At 75.1% G+C, this 18,864-nt stretch carries 13 protein-coding genes, 1 tRNA gene and 1 pseudogene; 6 read left to right on the forward strand and 9 right to left on the reverse strand.

Annotation, left to right across the window (positions count from 1 at the left end):
- The first annotated feature begins 152 nt into the window (after window positions 1-152).
- Both selA and ACZ6A9_RS19210 read left to right on the forward strand, forming a co-directional pair.
- A complete protein-coding gene (gene selA / locus ACZ6A9_RS19205) occupies window positions 153-1,490 on the forward strand; it encodes an L-seryl-tRNA(Sec) selenium transferase (RefSeq protein ID WP_468986919.1) in 1,338 nt (445 codons plus the stop codon).
- Between the two features lie 5 nt (window positions 1,491-1,495).
- Window positions 1,496-3,202, forward strand: a pseudogene (locus ACZ6A9_RS19210) (GTP-binding protein); the annotation flags it as partial.
- A gap of 86 nt (window positions 3,203-3,288) precedes the next feature.
- Here the strand turns inward: ACZ6A9_RS19210 and ACZ6A9_RS19215 are convergent.
- Window positions 3,289-3,381: transfer RNA gene (locus ACZ6A9_RS19215), tRNA-Sec, on the reverse strand.
- Window positions 3,382-3,437: 56 nt separating this feature from the next.
- Between ACZ6A9_RS19215 and selD the strand changes: the two genes are divergently transcribed.
- Window positions 3,438-4,457, forward strand: a complete 1,020-nt coding sequence (selD, locus tag ACZ6A9_RS19220; RefSeq protein ID WP_468986923.1) for a selenide, water dikinase SelD — start codon at window positions 3,438-3,440, stop codon at window positions 4,455-4,457.
- Window positions 4,458-4,460: 3 nt separating this feature from the next.
- On the opposite strand, the gene fdh is transcribed toward selD, so the two are convergent.
- The 8 genes from fdh to ACZ6A9_RS19260 form a co-directional block, all read right to left on the reverse strand.
- Window positions 4,461-7,724, reverse strand: a complete 3,264-nt coding sequence (fdh, locus tag ACZ6A9_RS19225) for a formate dehydrogenase (RefSeq protein WP_468986926.1) — start codon at window positions 7,722-7,724, stop codon at window positions 4,461-4,463.
- Window positions 7,725-7,792: 68 nt separating this feature from the next.
- Window positions 7,793-8,761: an NrfD/PsrC family molybdoenzyme membrane anchor subunit gene (gene nrfD, locus ACZ6A9_RS19230; RefSeq protein WP_468986928.1), complete on the reverse strand. Its 969-nt coding sequence runs from the start codon at window positions 8,759-8,761 to the stop codon at window positions 7,793-7,795.
- Window positions 8,758-9,627 (reverse strand): 4Fe-4S dicluster domain-containing protein, encoded by an 870-nt coding sequence (locus ACZ6A9_RS19235; protein ID WP_468986932.1) that lies wholly within the window; start codon window positions 9,625-9,627, stop codon window positions 8,758-8,760. The genes nrfD and ACZ6A9_RS19235 overlap by 4 nt, the downstream gene beginning before the upstream one ends.
- Before the next feature lie 338 nt (window positions 9,628-9,965).
- The gene (locus tag ACZ6A9_RS19240; protein WP_468986935.1) at window positions 9,966-11,234 is read right to left on the reverse strand and encodes a hypothetical protein; all 1,269 of its coding nucleotides are present in this window, start codon (window positions 11,232-11,234) and stop codon (window positions 9,966-9,968) included.
- Entirely contained in the window at window positions 11,231-12,529 is a 1,299-nt protein-coding gene (locus ACZ6A9_RS19245) for a glycosyltransferase (RefSeq protein WP_468986937.1), read from the reverse strand. The genes ACZ6A9_RS19240 and ACZ6A9_RS19245 overlap by 4 nt, the downstream gene beginning before the upstream one ends.
- A 167-nt stretch (window positions 12,530-12,696) precedes the next feature.
- Window positions 12,697-13,191, reverse strand: a complete 495-nt coding sequence (locus ACZ6A9_RS19250; RefSeq protein ID WP_468986939.1) for a cellulase — start codon at window positions 13,189-13,191, stop codon at window positions 12,697-12,699.
- Window positions 13,192-13,202: 11 nt separating this feature from the next.
- Entirely contained in the window at window positions 13,203-13,709 is a 507-nt protein-coding gene (locus ACZ6A9_RS19255) for a SigE family RNA polymerase sigma factor (RefSeq protein ID WP_468986942.1), read from the reverse strand.
- Between the two features lie 252 nt (window positions 13,710-13,961).
- On the reverse strand, window positions 13,962-14,342 hold the full coding sequence (locus ACZ6A9_RS19260; protein WP_468986945.1) for a DUF6479 family protein: 381 nt from the start codon (window positions 14,340-14,342) through the stop codon (window positions 13,962-13,964).
- A gap of 128 nt (window positions 14,343-14,470) precedes the next feature.
- Here ACZ6A9_RS19260 and ACZ6A9_RS19265 point away from each other — a divergent pair, with 128 nt between their 5' ends.
- From ACZ6A9_RS19265 to ACZ6A9_RS19275, 3 genes are all read left to right on the forward strand, one after another.
- Complete coding sequence (locus tag ACZ6A9_RS19265; protein WP_468986949.1) at window positions 14,471-14,842, forward strand: four-helix bundle copper-binding protein; 372 nt, start codon at window positions 14,471-14,473, stop codon at window positions 14,840-14,842.
- Window positions 14,843-14,961: 119 nt separating this feature from the next.
- Complete coding sequence (locus tag ACZ6A9_RS19270) at window positions 14,962-17,244, forward strand: serine/threonine-protein kinase (protein WP_468986952.1); 2,283 nt, start codon at window positions 14,962-14,964, stop codon at window positions 17,242-17,244.
- Window positions 17,245-17,293: 49 nt separating this feature from the next.
- Window positions 17,294-18,862: a phytoene desaturase family protein gene (locus tag ACZ6A9_RS19275; RefSeq protein ID WP_468986956.1), complete on the forward strand. Its 1,569-nt coding sequence runs from the start codon at window positions 17,294-17,296 to the stop codon at window positions 18,860-18,862.
- The last annotated feature ends 2 nt before the right edge of the window (window positions 18,863-18,864 follow it).

An 18,864-nucleotide genomic window follows, 5' to 3' on the forward strand; every position in this document is an offset into this window, starting at 1 on the left:
CGGCCGCCGCACCCGGCGGACGTTCCGCGCGCGACCCCCGCACCGGACCCGTCACCTCCCGACGGTCCGGCGTGTTGGGTTCCCGGCCCGGGGCACTGGTGGACCATGAAGGTCCGACCGTCCGGCCACCGGGCCCGAGCGAGAGGACGCGGGTGGACCCCACGGGCACGAGCACAGGCACAGGCGCGGATGCGGACGCGGACGTACGGCGGCTGATCCCGCGTACCGACGCCGTGCTGCGCGATCCTCGTCTGCTCCGGGCCGCGCACCGGCTGGGGGCGGCCCGGGTGAAGTCGGCGGTCCGCCGGGCCCAGCAGCGGGCGCGTGAGGGCAGCCTGCCGCCGGACGAGGTCGCCGACGCGGCCGTCTCGCTGCTGCCGGGGTCGGCCGGCGGCCTGCGGCCGGTGATCAACGCCACCGGCGTGCTCCTGCACACCAACCTGGGCCGGGCCCCGCTCTCGGCGGCGGCCCGGCAGGCCGTACGGGAGGCCGCCGGCCCCACCGACGTCGAACTCGATCTCGGCCCCGGCGTGCGCGCCCGCCGGGGCCGCACCGCGCTGGCCGCCCTGCGTGCCGCCGTACCGGCCGCCGGGGCCGCGCACGTCGTCAACAACGGTGCCGCCGCCCTGGTGCTCGCCGCCACCGCGCTCGCCGCCGGACGGGACATCATCGTGAGCCGCGGGGAGATGGTGGAGATCGGCGACGGTTTCCGCCTGCCCGACCTGCTGGTCTCCACGGGCGCCCGACTGCGCGAGGTGGGCACCACCAACCGCACCACGGCCGCCGACTACGCGGCGGCGATCGGCCCGGAGACCGCCTTCGTGCTCAAGGTGCACCCCTCCAACTTCCGCATCACCGGGTTCACCCGGGCCGCGGACGTCGGTGACCTCACCGCGCTGGGCGTCCCGGTCGTCGTCGACATCGGGTCCGGTCTGCTCACCCCGCATCCGCTGCTGCCCGAAGAACCCGACGCCCGGACCCAGCTGGCGGCCGGGGCGGCGCTCGTCACGGCGAGCGGCGACAAACTGCTGGGCGGACCGCAGTGCGGACTGCTCCTCGGCCGCGAGGAGTTGGTCAGCGCCCTGTCCCGGCACCCGCTGGCCCGCGCCCTGCGCGTCGACAAGCTCACCCTGGCCGCCCTGGAGGCCACACTGACCGGTCCCGCAACCCCGACCCGCCAGGCTCTCGAGGCCGCCCCCGCAGGGCTGACCGCGCGCGCCGAGCGGCTCGCCGCCCGGCTGGCCGCCGAGGGCATCGACGTGCGGGCCGTGACCAGCGAGGCGACCGTGGGAGGCGGTGGGGCGCCCGGGGTGACCCTGCCCAGCGCGGCCCTGTCACTGCCCGAGCACTACGCCGGGGCCCTGCGCACCGGAGCGGAACCCGTGGTCGGGCGCCTGGAGGCCGGGCGCTGCCTGCTCGACCTGCGGGCGGTGCCGGAAGAGGACGACGAACGCCTCGCCGGGGCCGTCCGGGCCGTCGGGGGGAGGTGAGACGCATGCGGGTACTGGCCACCGCCGGCCACGTCGACCACGGAAAGTCCGCCCTCGCCCGGGCCCTGACCGGAACGGACCCCGACCGGCTGGAGGAGGAGCGGCGCCGGGGCCTGACCCTGGACCTCGGCTTCGTGTGGACCCGCCTCGACCCGCCCGGGGGCGAGGACCTGGCCCTCGTCGACGTGCCGGGCCACGAGCGCTTCGTGGCCACCATGCTGGCCGGGGTGGGCCCCGTACCGGCGGTGCTGTTCGTGGTGGCCGCCGACCAGGGCTGGCAGGAACAGTCGCAGGAACACCTGGAGATCCTCGACGCGCTCGGAGTGCGCCACGCCGTGCTCGCCGTGACCCGCGGCGACCTGGCCGACCCCGAGCCGGTGCGCGCGGACGCCCTGGAACGCATCGCCGCCACCACCCTCGGCACCGTGCCCTCCGTCGCCGTGAGCGCGGTGACGGGCGCGGGACTGGACCGTCTGCGCAGGGAACTGGCCCGCCTGACCGAGTCGTTGCCCGTCCCTCCGGCCGATGCCGACGTACGGCTGTGGCTCGACCGGGCGTTCACCGTGCGCGGTCACGGGACGGTCGTCACCGGCACCCTGGGGGCGGGCACCCTGCGGACCGGCGACCGGCTGGTGACCGGGGACGGCACGAGCGTGCTGCGGGTGCGCGGGCTGCAGTGCCTGGGCGAGGACCGCTCCACCGTCGCCGGGGTGGCACGCGTGGCCGTCAATGTCCACGGGGCGTCCGACGCCGTCCTCGGCCGGGGACAGGTGCTGCTGACGCCGGACCGCTGGCTGCTCACCGAGGTGTTCGACGCCCGCGTCACCGGGACGCCCGTGGCGGACCTTCCCCGGCGGTCCACGCTGCACCTGGGCGCCGCCGCGGTTCCGGTGACCCTGCGGCCGCTCGGCAGGGACACGGCCCGGCTGACGGCGGCCCGCCCGCTGCCCCTGCGGATCGGCGACCGGGCGGTGCTGCGCGAACCCGGCGGGCGGCGGCGTACCCCGTGCCGGGTGACCGTACTGGACGTCCGCCCCCCGGAGCTGACCCGGCGCGGCGCGGCCCGCGCCCGGGCCGCCGAACTGGCGGACCTGACCGGCGACCCGGACGGCGCGGCGGAACTGCGCCGGCGCCGCCTCGTGCGCCGCACCGAACTGGAGGCCATGGGAGCCACCGCCCCCGCGCCGCCCGTCGCCGGGGACTGGCTGGCCGATCCCGGGCACTGGGCGGCGCTGCGGGACCGCCTGGGAGCCGAGGTGGAACGGCATGCCGCGCACCACCCGCTGGATCCCGGACTGCCCACCGGGGCGGCCCGCCGGCTGCTGGGACTGCCCGACCGGACACTCGTCGACGCCCTCGCCGACACCCCGGGTACGGTGCCACTGCGCCGCGACCAGGGACGGCTGCACGGTCCGGGGCAGCGGGGCCCGGCCCTTCCGCCCCGCGTCCGGACCGCCGTCGACGCCCTGCGGGCGGAGCTCGAAGTGTCGCCCTTCCACGCTCCCGAGGCCGGACGGCTGACCGAACTGGGTCTTGGACGGAGGGAGTTGGCCGCCGCGGTCACGGCGGGCGCGCTGCTGCGGGTCACCGACGGCATCGTCCTGCTGCCCGGAGCGGGCTCCCGCGCCGCAGCCGTCCTGCGGGGCCTGCCGCAGCCCTTCACCCTGAGCGAGGCCCGCCGGGCCCTGGACACCACCCGCCGCGTGGCCGTACCGCTGCTCGAGTTCCTGGACCGGAGCGGACTCACCGAACGGGTGGACGACCGGCACCGGCGCTGCCGTCCCGGCGCCGCGGAGGACGGAGGCGGACGGGAATCGAACCCGCCTGCCCGAGGTCCTCGGGCACCTCGGTTTTGAAGACCGGGAGGGCCACCAGGCACCCACACGCCTCCACCGCCCGGCCAGGCTACCGGCTCACCCACCCGAACACCGACAAGGAGCCAGGCACATGCACTCCCCGACCCGAGGGCCCGTACGTCTCACCCGGTTCGCGCACGGCGGAGGCTGCGCCTGCAAGATTCCGCCCGGCGAGCTGGAGGACGTCCTGGCGGGCCTCGCCCCACCGGCGCCCTTCACCGGCGACGTCCCGCTGCTGGTCGGGTCGGCGACCGGGGACGACGCCGCCGTGGTCGCCCTCCCTCCCAAGGACGGGGCCGCGGCCGTCGTCTGCACCGCCGACTTCTTCACCCCGGTCGTCGACGACGCCTACGACTGGGGGCGCATCGCCGCCGCCAACGCCCTGTCCGACGTGTACGCGATGGGCGGCCGCCCCGTCCTCGCCGTCAACCTCCTGGCCTGGCCCCGGGACGTCCTGCCCCTCGACCTCGCCCGCGAGGTCCTGCGCGGCGGACTGGCCGTCGCCGCCGAGGCCGGCTGCCACGTGGGCGGCGGGCACAGCGTCGACGACCCGGAACCCAAGTACGGGATGGCCGTCACCGGGCTGGCGGACCCCGGCCGGCTGCTGCGCAACGACACCGGCCGCCCCGGCGTGCCGCTGTCGCTCACCAAACCCCTCGGGCTGGGCGTGCTCAACAACCGGCACAAGGCCACCGGCGAGCGGTTCGAGCAGGCCGTGGCCACCATGGTGGCGCTCAACCGCGACGCCTCCGCCGCCGCCCTCGCCGCCGGAGCGGTCTGCGCCACCGACGTCACCGGCTTCGGTCTCCTCGGCCATCTGCACAAACTCGCCCGCGCCTCCGGCGTCACCGCCGTGATCGACACCGCCGCCGTGCCCTACCTCGACGGGGCCCGGCAGGCCGTGCGGGACGGCTACGTCAGCGGCGGCACCCGGCGGAACCTGGAATGGGTGACGCCCTCCACCGACTTCGGCGGCGCGGACGAGGAGACCCGGCTGCTCCTGGCCGACGCCCAGACCTCCGGCGGGCTGCTGGTGGCCGGCGAGGTGCCCGGCGCCCCGGTGATCGGCGAACTGGTCCCGGTGGGCACGCACACCGTCGTCCTGAAGTGAGCCTCACATCTCGGTGCCGGTCTCCTGGTCGATGCCCGCCCGTTCCCGGTAACGGCGCACCAGCTCCGGGGCGGCCGGGCCCCGCGGGCGGCGTCCCGGCCGGATGTCGACCGCCAGCGCCTTCGCCTCCTGGATCTGCGTGTTGGGGTCCAGGGACAGGTGCAGCAGCTCGTTGGCCGCGTCACCGGTGCTGTAGCCGTTGGGGCCCCAGTGGTAGGGCAGACCCACCTGGTGCAGACGCCGGCCGTGCACGGTCAGCGACGGCATGCGGTCGGTGACCAGCACCCGCGCCTCGATCACCGCGCGGGCGCTGACGATCGTCGCCCAGCCGGTGTGCTCGAGACCGCGCTCGGCAGCCAGCTCGGGCGACACCTCGCAGAAGAACTCCGGCTGCAACTCGGCCAGGTACGGCTGCCAGCGGGACATGCCGCCCGCCGTGTGGTGCTCGGTGAGCCGGTAGGTGGTGGCCACGTACGGGAACACCTCGCTGCCCGGCTCGGCGCCGCTCGGCTGGTAGCGGTTGTCCGGGTGCGGCGGCCGCAGCAGGTGCCGGACGGGGTTGCGCTGGCGCCCGTACAGCAGGTTCGTGAACGGCGAGTCCTGCGGCTCGTAGTGCGTCGGCAGCGGCCCGTCGGCGAGGCCGGACGGCGCGTACAGCCAGGCCTTGCCGTCGTCCTGCATGATGAACGCGTCGGTGCCGGACAGCGCATCGGGTCCACAGGCGCCCTCCGGCGGCCGGTGGCCCGGGGACTTGCCCTTCTGGAAGTCGGGGACGTCGTGTCCGGTCCACTCGCCTCGCTCCGCGTCCCACCACACCAGCGCCTTGCGCTCGCTCCACGGCCGGCCGCCGGGGTCGGCCGAGGCGCGGTTGTACAGCACCCGGCGGTTGGCGGGCCAGGCCCAGCCCCACTCGGCGGCCACCCAGTCCTGCTCCCCGCCCGGCCGGCGGCGGTCGGCCTGGTTGACGCCGTCGGCGTGCACCCCGCAGTAGATCCAGCAGCCGCAGGAGGTGGACCCGTCGTCGGCGAGCTGCTCGTAGCCCGACAGCGGGACGCCGTCGGCGTCCCGGCCGTTGATCTCGGCCAGCACCGCCTCTGCGTCCGGCTCGGCGAGCTCACCGGACGTCGGGTAGTCCCAGGTCAGGTCGAGCAGCGGCCGGTCCATCGGATCGGTGGACGCGGCGAGCTTCTCCCGGACGATCCGCCCGAGGTGGTAGGTGAACCACAGGTCGCTGCGCGCCTCGCCGGGCGGCGGCACCGCCTGGTGGTGCCACTGCAGCAGCCGCTGGGTGTTGGTGAAGCTGCCGTCCTTCTCGGTGTGGGCGGCGGCCGGCAGGAAGAACACCTCCGTGCCGATGTCCTCGGTGCGCAGTTCGCCCGTCTCGATCTCCGGGCCGTCCTTCCACCAGGTGGCCGATTCGATGAGTGAGAAGTCCCGTACGACGAGCCAGTCCAGGTTGGCCATGCCCAGGCGCTGCAGCTTGGCGTTGCCGGAGCCGACCGCGGGGTTCTCTCCCATGAGGAAGTAGCCCTTGCAGGTGCCGTCCAGCTGGGCCATGACCGTCTCGTACGTGGAGTGCGAGCCGGTCAGCCGCGGCAGGTAGTCGAAGCAGAAGTCGTTCTCCGCCGTCGCCGCGTCGCCCCAGTACGCCTTGAGCAGGCTCACCAGGTAGGCGCGCATGTTGCCCCAGTAGCCCTTGGGCGCGGCGTCGGCCCGCACGAAGCCGTCGAGGTCCTGGTCGCGGTGGGCGTAGGGCATCGGGATGTAGCCGGGCAGCAGGTTGAACAGGGTGGGGATGTCCGTCGACCCCTGGATGGAGGCGTGGCCGCGCAGGGCGAGGATGCCGCCGCCGGGCCGGCCGATGTTGCCGAGCAGCGTCTGCAGGACGGACGCCGCGCGGATGTACTGCACCCCGACCGTGTGCTGGGTCCAGCCGACCGCGTAGGCGAGGGCGGTGGTGCGGTCCCGTCCGGAGTTCTCGGTGACCATGTCGCACACCTGGCGGAAGACGCCCTGGGGCACGCCGCAGATCCGCTCCACCATCTCGGGCGTGTAGCGCGCGTAGTGCCGTTTGAGGACCTGGAAGACGCAGCGGGGGTGGGTCATCGTCTCGTCGGACTCCGGCCGTCCCTCCGGGATGGTCGCGCCGCCGGATCCGTGGGACTCGCCGTGCGCCGCGTCCATGACGTCGGGGGCGGACGCTTCGCGCCGGTCGAAGCGCAGGTCGCGCTGCCCGGAGGCGGCCCGCACGTCGACGCCCTGGTACTGCCAGGTGGCCGGGTCGTAGCCGCGGCTGTCGGTGTCGAGGCCGGAGAACACCCCGTCGAGGTCCTCGGTGTCGCGGAAGTCCTCGCGCAGGATCACCGGGCCGTTGGTGTAGGCGACCACGTACTCCCGGAAGCAGGCGTCCGTGCTCAGGACGTGGTTGATGATCCCGCCGAGGAAGGCGATGTCCGATCCGGCGCGCAGCGGCACGTGCACGTCGGCCAGGGCGCTGGTGCGGGTGAACCGCGGATCGACGTGGATCACCTTCGCCCCGCGGGCCTTGGCCTCCATCACCCACTGGAACCCCACCGGATGGCACTCGGCCATGTTGGAGCCCTGGATCAGGATGCAGTCGGAGTGCTGGAGATCCTGCTGGAAGGTGGTCGCGCCGCCGCGGCCGAACGAGGTTCCCAGACCGGGAACGGTGGAGGAGTGTCAAACACGCGCCTGGTTCTCGATCTGCACGGCGCCCATGGCGGTGAACAGCTTCTTGATGAGGTAGTTCTCCTCGTTGTCCAGCGTGGCCCCGCCCAGGCTCGCGATGCCCAGGGTGCGGCGGGTGCGGGTCTCGTCGACCTCCCACTGCCAGCCCGCCCGGCGGGCCTCGATCACCCGGTCGGCGATCATGTCCATCGCCGTGCCGAGGTCGAGGCGCTCCCAGTCGGTGCCGTGCGGTCGCCGGTACAGCACCTGGTGCTCGCGCGCGCTCCCGGTGGTCAGCTGGAGACTGGCGGAGCCCTTGGGGCACAGCCGGCCGCGTGAGATGGGTGAGTCGGGGTCGCCCTCGATCTGGGTGACGCGCTCGTCCTGCACGTACACGTTCTGGCCGCAGCCGACGGCGCAGTACGGGCACACCGACTTCACGACCCGGTCCGCCGTGGCGACCCGGGGCGCGAGGCGCTCGCTCGGCCCGCTCTTGGCGGCGGCTCCGCGGCCCAGCGGGTCGGTGCCCTTGAGCTGGCGGTAGACCGGCCAGGAATCGATCCAGGTGCGCACGCCCATGATGCCTGCCTTTCCGCGGTACGCGACCGCCCGGGGTGAGTACCCGCGCCTCCACGTTCCCACCAGGATCACCCGGCCCGCGACCGGGCCGCCAGTCGTTCCCGCTGCGGAACGACCGTGTACCGGGGATCCTCGGCCGACGCCACGCCGGCGTGGAACACGCCGAGCCGCAGGGCCGCGGACCCGGCCAGCAGGGCCGTACCGGCGAGGGCCGCGAACGCCCGGCCGCGGCGGCCGGCGCAGGCGGCGAGCACGGCACCGCCGGCCGTGAGCCCTTCCGCCGCGCGCAGCCACGCCCGGGGTCCGCCGCTCGCGTACGTCTCGGCCGCGAGGCCCATGTTCCGTTTCATCAGCCGGAAGGCGCCCAGTTCGAGCACCGCGCCCAGGACGGCCGTGCGGCGGGCCGGCCCGGTCTGTTCCGGCGGTGCGGCGGCCAGGGCCCACCCGGCCGCCGCGGTGGCGGCGGAGCCGGCGAAGACGAACGGCATCTCGCGGTACCCCTCGTGCCACGAGGGAACCGCGGTGTCGCAGATCAGCACGGCGGTGTACGTCGCGACCGCCGGGGCGAGCACGGCGGCGGACACCGTGGCGGCGGCACCCGCGATCCGGTACCGGCCGGCGACATCGGAGGCGGCCGCGGCCATGGTCAGCGGAGCGTAGGCCGCCAGGAGCCACGACCCCATGCTCATCGGGGAGGTCGGCTTGACGACGCGGAGCATGGTGAGGAAGCGGGCCGGCCGGCCCAGGTCGTGCACGAGCGCCGCCAGCGACAGGGAGATCGCCCCCGCCGCGCCGAGCTTCGCCGTACGGGCCAGTGCCGGCCGGGCGGTGACGTCGGCCCCGGCGGCCAGCAGCGACGACGCCCCGGCGAGACCGCCCAGCCAGAGGTAGCCCGCGACGTCCAGCGGCTTCCACTCCGGCCGCTTCAGGACGGGCCGGCCGTAGTAGGACGCGAACTCGGCGTCCGGAACCATGGCTTGCTCGCCGCGCCCCCGGCGCCGGCCGCCCTTCGAACCGCCCCGCGTGACCTCGCTCATCGCGTCCTCCCGGCGAAACCGGCTGCGGCCAGCGCGGCGAGCGTCGCGGCGGCCGCGGCGGCGTGCCGCCACATGCCGGGCAGATCGCGTGTGGTGACCACCGGGTCGGGCGGCAGCCCGTACACCTCCGGCTCGTCCAGCAGCAGGAAGAACGCGCCGGCGCCCCCGACCCCGTCCTCCGGGTCCTCCCCGTACAGGCGGGCGTCGCGGACCCCGGCGCCGTGCAGGTGCGCGACCCGGTCCGCCGCGCGCTCCCGCAGTTCCTCCAGGGGGCCGAACTGGATGGAGTCGGTCGGACAGGCCTTGGCGCAGGCGGGTTCCATGCCGACACCGAGCCGGTCGTAGCACATCGTGCACTTCCAGGCGCGTCCGTCGTCGGGCCGCCGCTCGATGACACCGTACGGGCAGGCGGACACGCAGTAGCCGCAGCCGTTGCAGACGTCCTCCTGCACCACGACGGTGCTGAACTCGGTGCGGAACAGCGACCCGGTGGGGCACACGTCGAGACAGGCGGCGTGCGTGCAGTGCTTGCACACGTCGGACGACATCAGCCAGCGCACCTCGCCCCCGTCGAAGGAGTCGGCGAGGCCCCGGGCGGCGTCGAAGACGTCGACGTCCTCGTGGCCCCCGGCCGCCGGCACGCGCTGCTCGACGAAGGCCACGTGCCGCCAGGTGCTCGCGCCGAGGCCCTGCGTGTTGTCGTACGACATACCGGTCAGTTCGAGGCCGTCCTCGGGGATCGCGTTCCACTCCTTGCACGCGACCTCGCACGCCTTGCAGCCGATGCACACCGAGGTGTCGGTGAAGAACCCCATGCGCGGCGGCGGATCGGCGTACCCCGCCTCGCGCGCGACGTCGTCCGTCATGCGGAACCTCCAGTCTCGGCCGCCCCCGGGTGCCCCCGCCGGCGCCGGCCGAAACGACGGGCCGGCGCTCGTGCGTAGGGGCAGGGCGACCACCACCGCGGTCCTGTCCGCCGCCCTGGCGGGCGCCACCCTGGCCGCCGCTCCGGGTGCGGTGTCCGCTGTGACTCCACGGCTGCAACCTCGCACGGGACGGCCCGTTCGGCGACATGACGTACAGGTCGGCCCGGAGACCTGGGCCACGCTGCATACCGTCTGACCGGGGCAAGGAGGCGGGGCCGGGGCGTCACGCCCCGGCCCCGCCCTTCGTCCGTCCGGGGGGCGTCCCGCCGGACGGGCCCCTAGGGCACGCCGAGTTCGAACAGGACGTATCCCGCGTACGAGCCGGAGGCGAGGGCCGCCGTGCCCAGGACGGTGAGCAGTGAGGGCCACGTCAGCCGGCTCATGGCCACCGCGAGGGGGATGAGGAGGGGGAACAGGGGGAGGAGGTAGCGGGAGACGTTGCCGAAGTACTGCTGGGTGGCCATCACCATCAGATACGACAGCACCGTGTACACGACCAGGACGGCGGGCGGGCGCAGCCGCACCAGCAGCACGGTCAGCACCGGCACCAGCAGCACCACCCCGACGCCGATCGTGTCCTCCATCGGCATGGCGAACAGGTAGTCGAAGTGGCCCACCGGTACGGACGTGAGCACGTCGAAGCTGTGCCGGCCGTAGTCGAACCGGTGGCCCCAGGCGCCGTCCTGGAGCTTGTTGTAGCCGCCCCAGTCGCCCATCCGGTAACCCACCCAGCCCAGATAGCCGACCGCTCCCAGCGGGGCGATCACCACCGCGGCCAGAGGACGCCGCAGGCCCTCCCCGCGGCGCAGCACCGCGAACAGTCCGGCGACGGCGAGCGCCGCGACCAGGGTGACCGCGGTGGGCCGGGCGAGCCCGGCGGCGAAGGTCAGCACCCCGGCGGTGAGCCAGTGGCGGGTCATCACGGCGTAGCAGGCCCAGGCGGCCAGCGCCGTGTAGACGGACTCGGAGTACACCGCCCACTCCGCGCCGGAGCCCGGCCACACCGCCCACAGGCCGGCGGCGACCAGACCGGCCCGGTACCCGCCCAGCCGGGCGGTGACGGCGTGGATGCCGAGCGCCGCGACGAAGGAGAAGACGACCGACACGGTCATGCCGGCGCCGTAGGGGCCGAGGCCGGTGAGCTCCGAGACGACCCGGGTCAGCGCCGGGTACAGGGGGAAGAACGCGGCCGAGTTGCCCTGGAGGGTGATCATGCCGGTGGCGCCCGGCACCGGTTCCAGCGCCGGGTCGTAGCCGTACTGGGCGATCTGCTGGTACCACCAGCCGTCCCAGCTGCCCAGCACGTCCCAGGGGCGGGCGCCACCGCCGAACCGCGGATGCTTCTCCCGGAAGTCGCCGGCGGAGTCCAGCAGGAACATGAAGACGGCGAAACCCGCGAGCTTCAGCGCCCCGTACACCGCGAACACCGGACCGCAGTACGCGGCGGCCCGGCGCAGCCGCTCGCGCCGGGAAGGGGCGGCCGGAGGCGGGGCGTGGGGGAGGAGGACGGCGGCCGGGCCGGCCCCGTGTGTCCCGAGGAGGGTCATGAGGCGGAGCGTCCTGTCGTACGGCGGGAGCGGTGGCGGGGGAACACCCAGGCCCGCAGGAGGAGGAAACGCAGCAGGGTCGCGGCGAGGTTGGCGGCGAGCAGCGTCAGCAGCTCCACGCGCGGGTCCGCGCCGGGCGCGGCGCGGTGCAGGACGGCCAGTGAACCGCCGGTGAGGGCGAGGCCGGCCAGGAGGACCGTCAGCCCCTTGAGCTGATGGCGCAGCGCTCCGTCCCGCCCCCGCACCCCGAAGGTGAGCCGGCGGTTGGCGGCCGTGTTGGCGACCGCGGCCACCAGCAGGGCGAGCGCGTTGGCCGTCTGGGCTCCCGCAGCGGGCCGGAGCAGGCTGAAGAGCAGCAGGTGGAGCAGGGTGCTGGCGGCCCCGACGGCGGCGAAGCGGAACAGTTGGGGGACCAGGGCGGGCGGCAGCCCGCCGACCGCGCCGAGCTCCTCGGTGCGGTGCAGCGCGGTCAGCGGCAGCCGGCCACGGGTCAGGGCACGCCCCAGCCGGGCCACGCCGCGCAGGTCGGCCAGCGCCGTGGCGAGGATGTCGACGCGGCTGTCGGGGTCGTCCACCCAGTCCACCGGCACCTCGTGGATGCGCAGCCCGGCGCGTTCGGCGATCACCAGCAGTTCGGTGTCGAAGAACCACTCCCGGTCCTCGACCAGCGGGAGCAGCCGCTCGGCGACGTCACGCCGTACGGCCTTGAAACCGCACTGGGCGTCGGTGAACCCCACGGCGAGCGTGCCGCGCAGCAGCCCGTTGTAGCAGCGGGAGATGATCTCGCGCCGGGGTCCGCGCACCACCCGGGAACCACGGGCCAGCCGGGTGCCGATCGCGATGTCCGAATGCCCGGAGATCAGCGGGGCCACCAGCGGCAGCAGGGCCGCGAGGTCGGTGGACAGGTCCACGTCCAGATAGGCGAGCACCGGGGCGGACGACCGCGACCAGGCGGTGTGCAGGGCGCGCCCCCGCCCCTTCTCGGCCAGCCGCAGCCACTCGGTCCCGGGCAGCTCCCGGGCCAGCCGCTCGGCGATGAGCGGGGTGCGGTCCGTGCTGGCGTTGTCGGCGACGGTGATCCGGAAGGGGTAGGGGAACGTCCCCGTCAGGTGGGCGTGGAGCCGGCGGACGCAGGGCTCGAGGTCGTTCTCCTCGTTGTGCACGGGCACCACCACCTCCAGCACGGGTTCCGGGTGGTGGGCGGACAGCGGGGCCCGGCGCGGCAGCGTCCCCCGGGCCGCGGACGCGGCGGTCGTGCGGCAGCCGGCCGGTTCCGGCCGCCTCGCGGGTGTCATGACGGATCTCACGGTCTCCTCCGGCGCACGGCATGGCGGGACCCCGGTGGGGCCCGTGCGGGCATGCCGGAGGCGCCCGGGTGCTGGTCGGGTGAAGTGGCCCCGGGGCGGGAGGGCCCCGGGGGGCCCGGGGGCGTACACCCCGGGCGGGTACGGCGGTGCGGGCGTCAGCCGCTGCCGGCCGTCGTGGGAGGGCCCCCTGCCTCCTCCGTGGACGGGGGTGTGCTCGGCGGCCACGTGGGGGCCGGCGGTGAGGACGGGGCGGTCGTCGCCGACGGGGTCGCGTCGGGTGTGTCGGACGGGGGGAAGGCCGGTGTGCCGCCGGTCCCGGGCGCCGTGGTCCCGGGCGTGCCCGTGGGCGGGAGCGAGGTACTGGGGGCCGCGGTCGTCGGAGGCGGGGACAGCGGGGGCGGTGTCGGACTCGTCGCCGGCAGGGGCGGCCGGTCGGCGGGCAGGGACCGGGAGCCGGTGTCGGGCAGCAGCGCCAGCCCGATGCTCAGTCCGGCCACGGCGAGGGCCGAGCCGCCCGCCCGCCACAGCATCCGCGACCGGCGCCGCACCCGGATGCCCTCGTACAGCCGGGCCCGCTGACCGGGTTCCAGGGGGGCGTGCCGCCGGCCGTCCCGCATCATGCGCGTCAGCTCGCGCTCGAAGTCGTCCATCGCTGCTCCCCTCACCCCACGGGCCTGACGGAGTCGGACAGGATCCGCCGTAGCCGCGCCACTCCGCGCGAGGCGTGGGAGCGGGCGGTGCCCACCGGACAGCCGAGAGCCTGGGCCACCTGGCCCTCGGGCAGGTCCTCGCAGTAGCGCAGCACCACCGCGGCCCGCTGCCGCGGCGGCAGCAGGGCCAGCGCGGCCTCCAGCCGCGAGCGTTCCGCGACGGCCGCGGACACGTCGCCCGGCCCGGCACGGTCGGGCAGTTCTTCCACCGGACGCTCGCCCCACCAGCGCCGGCGCGCCGAACGCGCCGCCATCCGCACCAGCACCTGGCGCACGTACGCCTCCGGCGCCTGCTCGGCGACCCTCGGCCACGCGAACCACAGCTTCACCAGGGCCTCCTGGACGAGGTCCTCGGCACGCTGCCGGTCGCCGCCGGTCAGCAGACGCGCGACATGGAGCAGCGTCGACCAGCGTGCGGCCACGAACTCGTCGAAGCCGTCGGCCCGAAACCGCTCCATCCCCACCGTCCCGCCCGCGAACAACCCCTTACACCCACTCAAAGACCCGGGGCCCGGCGGAACGATGCACCCATGTGCTGTGATCCACCTCACGTCCGGACAGGCGAAAGGGCGGGCCGTGCGCCCACGACCGCCTTGCGGCGATCGATGAAGCGCACGGCCCGCCCCGGTGCGGGCACCCGCCCTGTCCGCGTGCGGTCACCTTCCCGCTCGCCCCTGCGGGGCCCGGTGGTGTCCGCGCGTGCGGAGCGGTCAGTGACTGCCCGGTCCGCCGCTGCCGAACGACCCACTGCTCCCCTCGTCCCAGCGAGGTCGTTCCTGCGCGGCGCCGGCGCGGCTGCCGGTGTCGCCCTGCCCGTTCAGCTCGTGCGGCGTCAGCCGCTCGTCGCTCCGGGGCACCTCGTTCGGCTCGCGCTGCTCACGTACCTCGTGGACCGGTCCGCCCTCCGGCATCCGGGGCTGCTCCTCCGGCCGGGGCCTGCGTGTCGTGCTCTTCCTGGTCCGGCGGCTGCCGAAGGCGAACATGCCGATCAGCAGGGCCACCACCACCAGGGCCGCCGCTCCGAGGCCGATGCCGAGCGCGCCGCGGCTCGCCGCGAGGTCCACCGTCTCCATCCATGAGGTGTTCGTCATGGCTCGCGGGTACCCCCGCTCCCGGGCGCGAACCCGCTCACCTCGCCCGCCGGCCCGCTCACCTCCCCCTGGGACGCCCGCGCACCGCGCCGACGTTTGGCCGCCGGGACGGCGGCTACCCGCGACCTGTGACCACGACATCGCAGGAAGAGCTGTTCCGGTTCCTGGAGGACCGGTTCGCCTGCGCCCAGGCCTGCACCGAGTGCGCACGGGCCTGCGCGACGCGGGCCGGCCTGGTGGACCCCGACGGGACCGGGAACCAGGAACTGATACGCCGCAAGGGCATCATGTGCGCGGAGGTCTGCGACGCGACCTGCCGTGTGCTGTCCGAGCAGAACCAGGTGGACGAGGACACCCTCCGCGTCCAGGTCGAGTGGTGCCGGCAGATGTGCCTGGAGAGCGCGCAGGCGTTCGACGGGCACCCCGGGGCGGAGGAGACCGCGCAGGCGTGCCGCGCCTGCGCCCGGGCCTGCACCGAGTTCCTCGCCACCCTCGGCTGACCTGCCTTCCGCGCGCCGCGGCCCCGCGTCCGGCACCGTACAAAACCGGGCGACGTGTCGCCATACTGGACGGGCCAGGGGAGGAGCGCGGCGGACTGCGACGGGGGCGGGCGAAGGAGATGGGGGACAGCAGGCTGATCCACGGCCGGTACCGGTTGCTCGACCGGATCGGACGCGGCGGCATGGGCGAGGTCTGGCGGGCACGGGACGAGTCGCTGGGCCGGCAGGTCGCGGTGAAGTGCCTCAAGCCCGTCGGGGCGCAGCACGACCGGTCCTTCGGCCGCGTGCTGCGCGAGCGGTTCCGGCGTGAGGCCCGGGTGGCCGCGGCCCTGCAGCACCGCGGGATCACCGTCGTGCACGACTTCGGGGAGTCCGAGGGTGTGCTGTACCTGGTGATGGAACTGCTCCAGGGACGCGACCTCAGCCGGCTCCTGGAGGACAACAAACAGCATCCGCTGCCGGTCGAGGAGGTCGTGGAGATCGCCGGGCAGGTCGCCGCGGCCCTCGCCTACACCCACGACCAGGGCGTCGTGCACCGTGACCTGAAGCCCGCGAACATCGTGCGGCTGGACGACGGCACGGTGAAGATCTGCGACTTCGGCATCGCCCGGCTCGGTCACGACATCGGCTTCACCTCCCGGCTGACCGGCACCGGCGTCGCCCTCGGCACCCCGCACTACATGTCGCCCGAGCAGATCAGCGGCTCGCCGGTCGACCGGCGCAGCGACCTGTACTCCTTCGGATGTGTGCTCTACGAGATCGCCACCGGGGTGCCGCCGTTCGACCTCGACGACGCCTGGGCGATCCTCGTCGGCCACCGCGACACCCCGCCCCGGCCGCCGCGCGGTCACCGTGCCGACCTGCCCGAGCGACTGGAGCGGATCATCCTGGACCTGCTGGCCAAGGAGCCCGGCGGACGGCCCGACAGCGCCCGGGACCTCGCCGACCGGATCGGCGAGCTGGGCGCCACCCCCGCCCCCGCCGTGGCGGCGGCCGGTGCGGGCCTCACCGGAGTGCCGGGGAAGGCGGCGGGCACCACCGGGGCGGTGCGCCCGGAGGAACCCGCTCCGACGGGCCGTGCGGGCCGCCTGCCGTCCTGGACGCGCGGCATGACCACCGGCCGCAAGGCCCGAGGCGGCACCTCCCCGGGCACCGCACCGCCCGACCCGGCCGCCGGCCTGTCCGGCGAGTGGATCGCCCGCCCCGCCACGGGAGCGCGCCCGCGGTCCGTGGCCGAGGAGCGCCCGGCCCCGGCCCCGGAGGCCCTGACCGCCCTCGCCGGACGGCACAACGCGGGCCTGAGCCTGGGACGCCTCGGCCGCTGGGCGGAGGCGGGCGAGGTGCACCGCACGGTCGCCGCCGAACGCGAACACCTCCTCGGCCCCGAGCACCCCGACACCCTCGCCAGCCGTTACGAGGTCGCCTTCACCCTCAGCCGCACCGGTCGCGCCGCCGACGCCCTGCGCGCCTACAAGCAGGTGGCCGCGGCCCGCATCCGCGCGCTCGGCGCCGACCATCCCGACACCCTGGCCGCACGTCAGGAAATGGCGTACGTCCTCGCCCAGCTGGGCCGGCCCCTCGACGCCCACCAGGTCTACCTCTCCGTGCTCGCCGCCCGCGAGCGCACCATGGGCGCCGAGCACCCCGACACCCTGCGCTGCCGCCACAACCTCGCCTTCAACCTCAGCAGACTCGGCCGCCTGGAGGACGCGTACGCGATGGCGTGCGCGGTGGCCGAGGCCCGCGCCGGGGTCCTGGGGCCCGAGCACCCCGACACCCTCGTCACCCGCTTCGAGGTCGCCTACACCCTCGGCCGGCTGGGCCGCTGGACGGAGGCCCTGGAGACCTACCGCGAGGTGGCCGGGGCCCGTGCCAGGGCCCTCGGTCCCGACCACGCCGACACCCTCGCCGCCCGCTACGAGATCGGCATCGGCCTGGGCCGGCTGGGCCGCACCGCAGAGGCCCTCGACCTGTACCGGGGCCTCGCCGGGGACCGTACCCGCGTGCAGGGGCCCACCCACCCCGAGACCCTGCGCGCCCGGCACGGCATCGGCGTCAACCTCGGCCGGTTCGGCCGCTGGGTGGACGCCCTCGCCGAATCGCGGGACGTGTGCGCGCTGCGCGAGCGGGTCCTCGGCGCGGACCACCCGGACACGCTGGTCAGCCGCCGCGAGGTCGCCGTGGGCCTGGGCTGGCTGGGCCGCTGGGCGGAGGCCCTGGCCGAGTACCGGGAGGTCGCCGACGCCCGGGAGCGGGCCCTCGGCGAGGACCACCCCGACACCCTCGCCGCCCGCAACGACGAGGCGCACTGCCTGGAGCAGCTCGGCCGCGTCGAGGAGGCCGCCGGGCTGTACCGCAGGGTGGCGGCGCTGCGGCAGCCGGGAGCGGCCGGAGGGGCATGACGGGCGGGCACCCCTGGCCGGTGCGGATCACCGCGTGCTACGAAGGACCATGACCGCAGCCGAGGAAACCGGGACGTACGACGCCGTCATCGTCGGCGGAGGCCACAACGGCCTCGTCGCCGCCGCCTACCTCGCCCGGGCCGGGCGCTCCGTGCTGGTGCTGGAGCGGCTGGACCACACCGGCGGGGCGGCGGTCTCCACCCGCCCGTTCGCCGGCGTCGACGCGCGGCTCTCCCGGTACTCGTACCTGGTCAGCCTGCTTCCCCGGAAGATCCTCCAGGACCTGGGCCTCGACGTCCGGCTGAGCACCCGCACCGTCTCCTCCTACACCCCCACCGAACGCGGGGGACGGCCCACCGGGCTGCTCGTCGGCGGCGGCGAGCGGCGCACCCGCGAGGCGTTCGCCCGGCTCACCGGGTCCGACCGCGAGTACCGGGCCTGGCAGCGCTTCTACGACATGACGGGCCGCGTCGCCCGCCGTGTCTTCCCCACCCTCACCGGCCCCCTGCCCACCCGCGGTGAACTGCGCCGCACCGTCGACGACGAGGAGGCCTGGCGGATCCTCTTCGAGGAGCCCCTCGGTGTCGCCGTCGAGGAGCGCTTCGCCGACGACCTGGTGCGCGGTGTCGTCCTCACCGACGCCCTCATCGGCACCTTCGCCGGCTCGCACGATCCCTCGCTCGCGCAGAACCGCTGCTTCCTCTACCACGTCATCGGCGGCGGCACCGGCGCCTGGGACGTGCCGGTCGGCGGCATGGGCGCCCTCACCGACGCGCTGGCCGGCGCCGCCCGCGCCGCCGGGGCCGTCGTCGCCACCGGCCACGAGGTGGTGCGCGTCGACACCGACGGCCGCACGGCCGAGGTGACCCACCGCTCCGTCGACGGCGAGGGCGTCGTCGGAGCGCGGCACGTCCTGGTCAACGCCTCACCCCAGGAACTCGCGCGGCTCACCGGCGACACGCCTCCGCCGCCCGCCGAGGGCGCCCAGCTCAAGGTGAACATGCTGCTGGAGCGGCTGCCCAGGCTTCGCGACAGCTCCGTCGACCCGCGCGAGGCGTTCGCCGGCACCTTTCACATCGCCGAGGGGTACGGACAACTCGCCACCGCCCACGCCCAGGCCGCCGCGGGTGAGCTGCCCGCCGCACCGCCCTGCGAGATCTACTGCCACTCCCTCACGGACCCGACGATCCTCGGCCCGGACCTGGCCGCGCGGGGCTTCCAGACGCTCACCCTGTTCGGACTGCACACCCCGGCGCGGCTGTTCGAGCCGGACAACGAGGGCGTGCGCGAGGAACTGCTGCAGTCGACCCTCGCCCAGCTCGACGCCCACCTGGCCGAACCCCTCGCCGACTGCCTGGCCACCGACGCCGACGGACGCCCGTGCCTGGAGGCCAGATCCCCGCTCGACCTGGAACGCGACCTCGGACTGCCCGGCGGCAACATCTTCCACCGCGAGCTCTCCTGGCCCTACGCCCAGGAGGGCACCGGCCGCTGGGGCGTGGAGACCCGGCACGCCAACGTCCTGCTGTGCGGCGCGGGCGCGGTGCGCGGCGGCGGGGTGAGCGGAGTGCCGGGACACAACGCGGCCATGGCGGTCCTGGAGGCGGGGGAGGTCTGACG

The organism is Streptomyces sp. NPDC041124, from assembly GCF_055592385.1.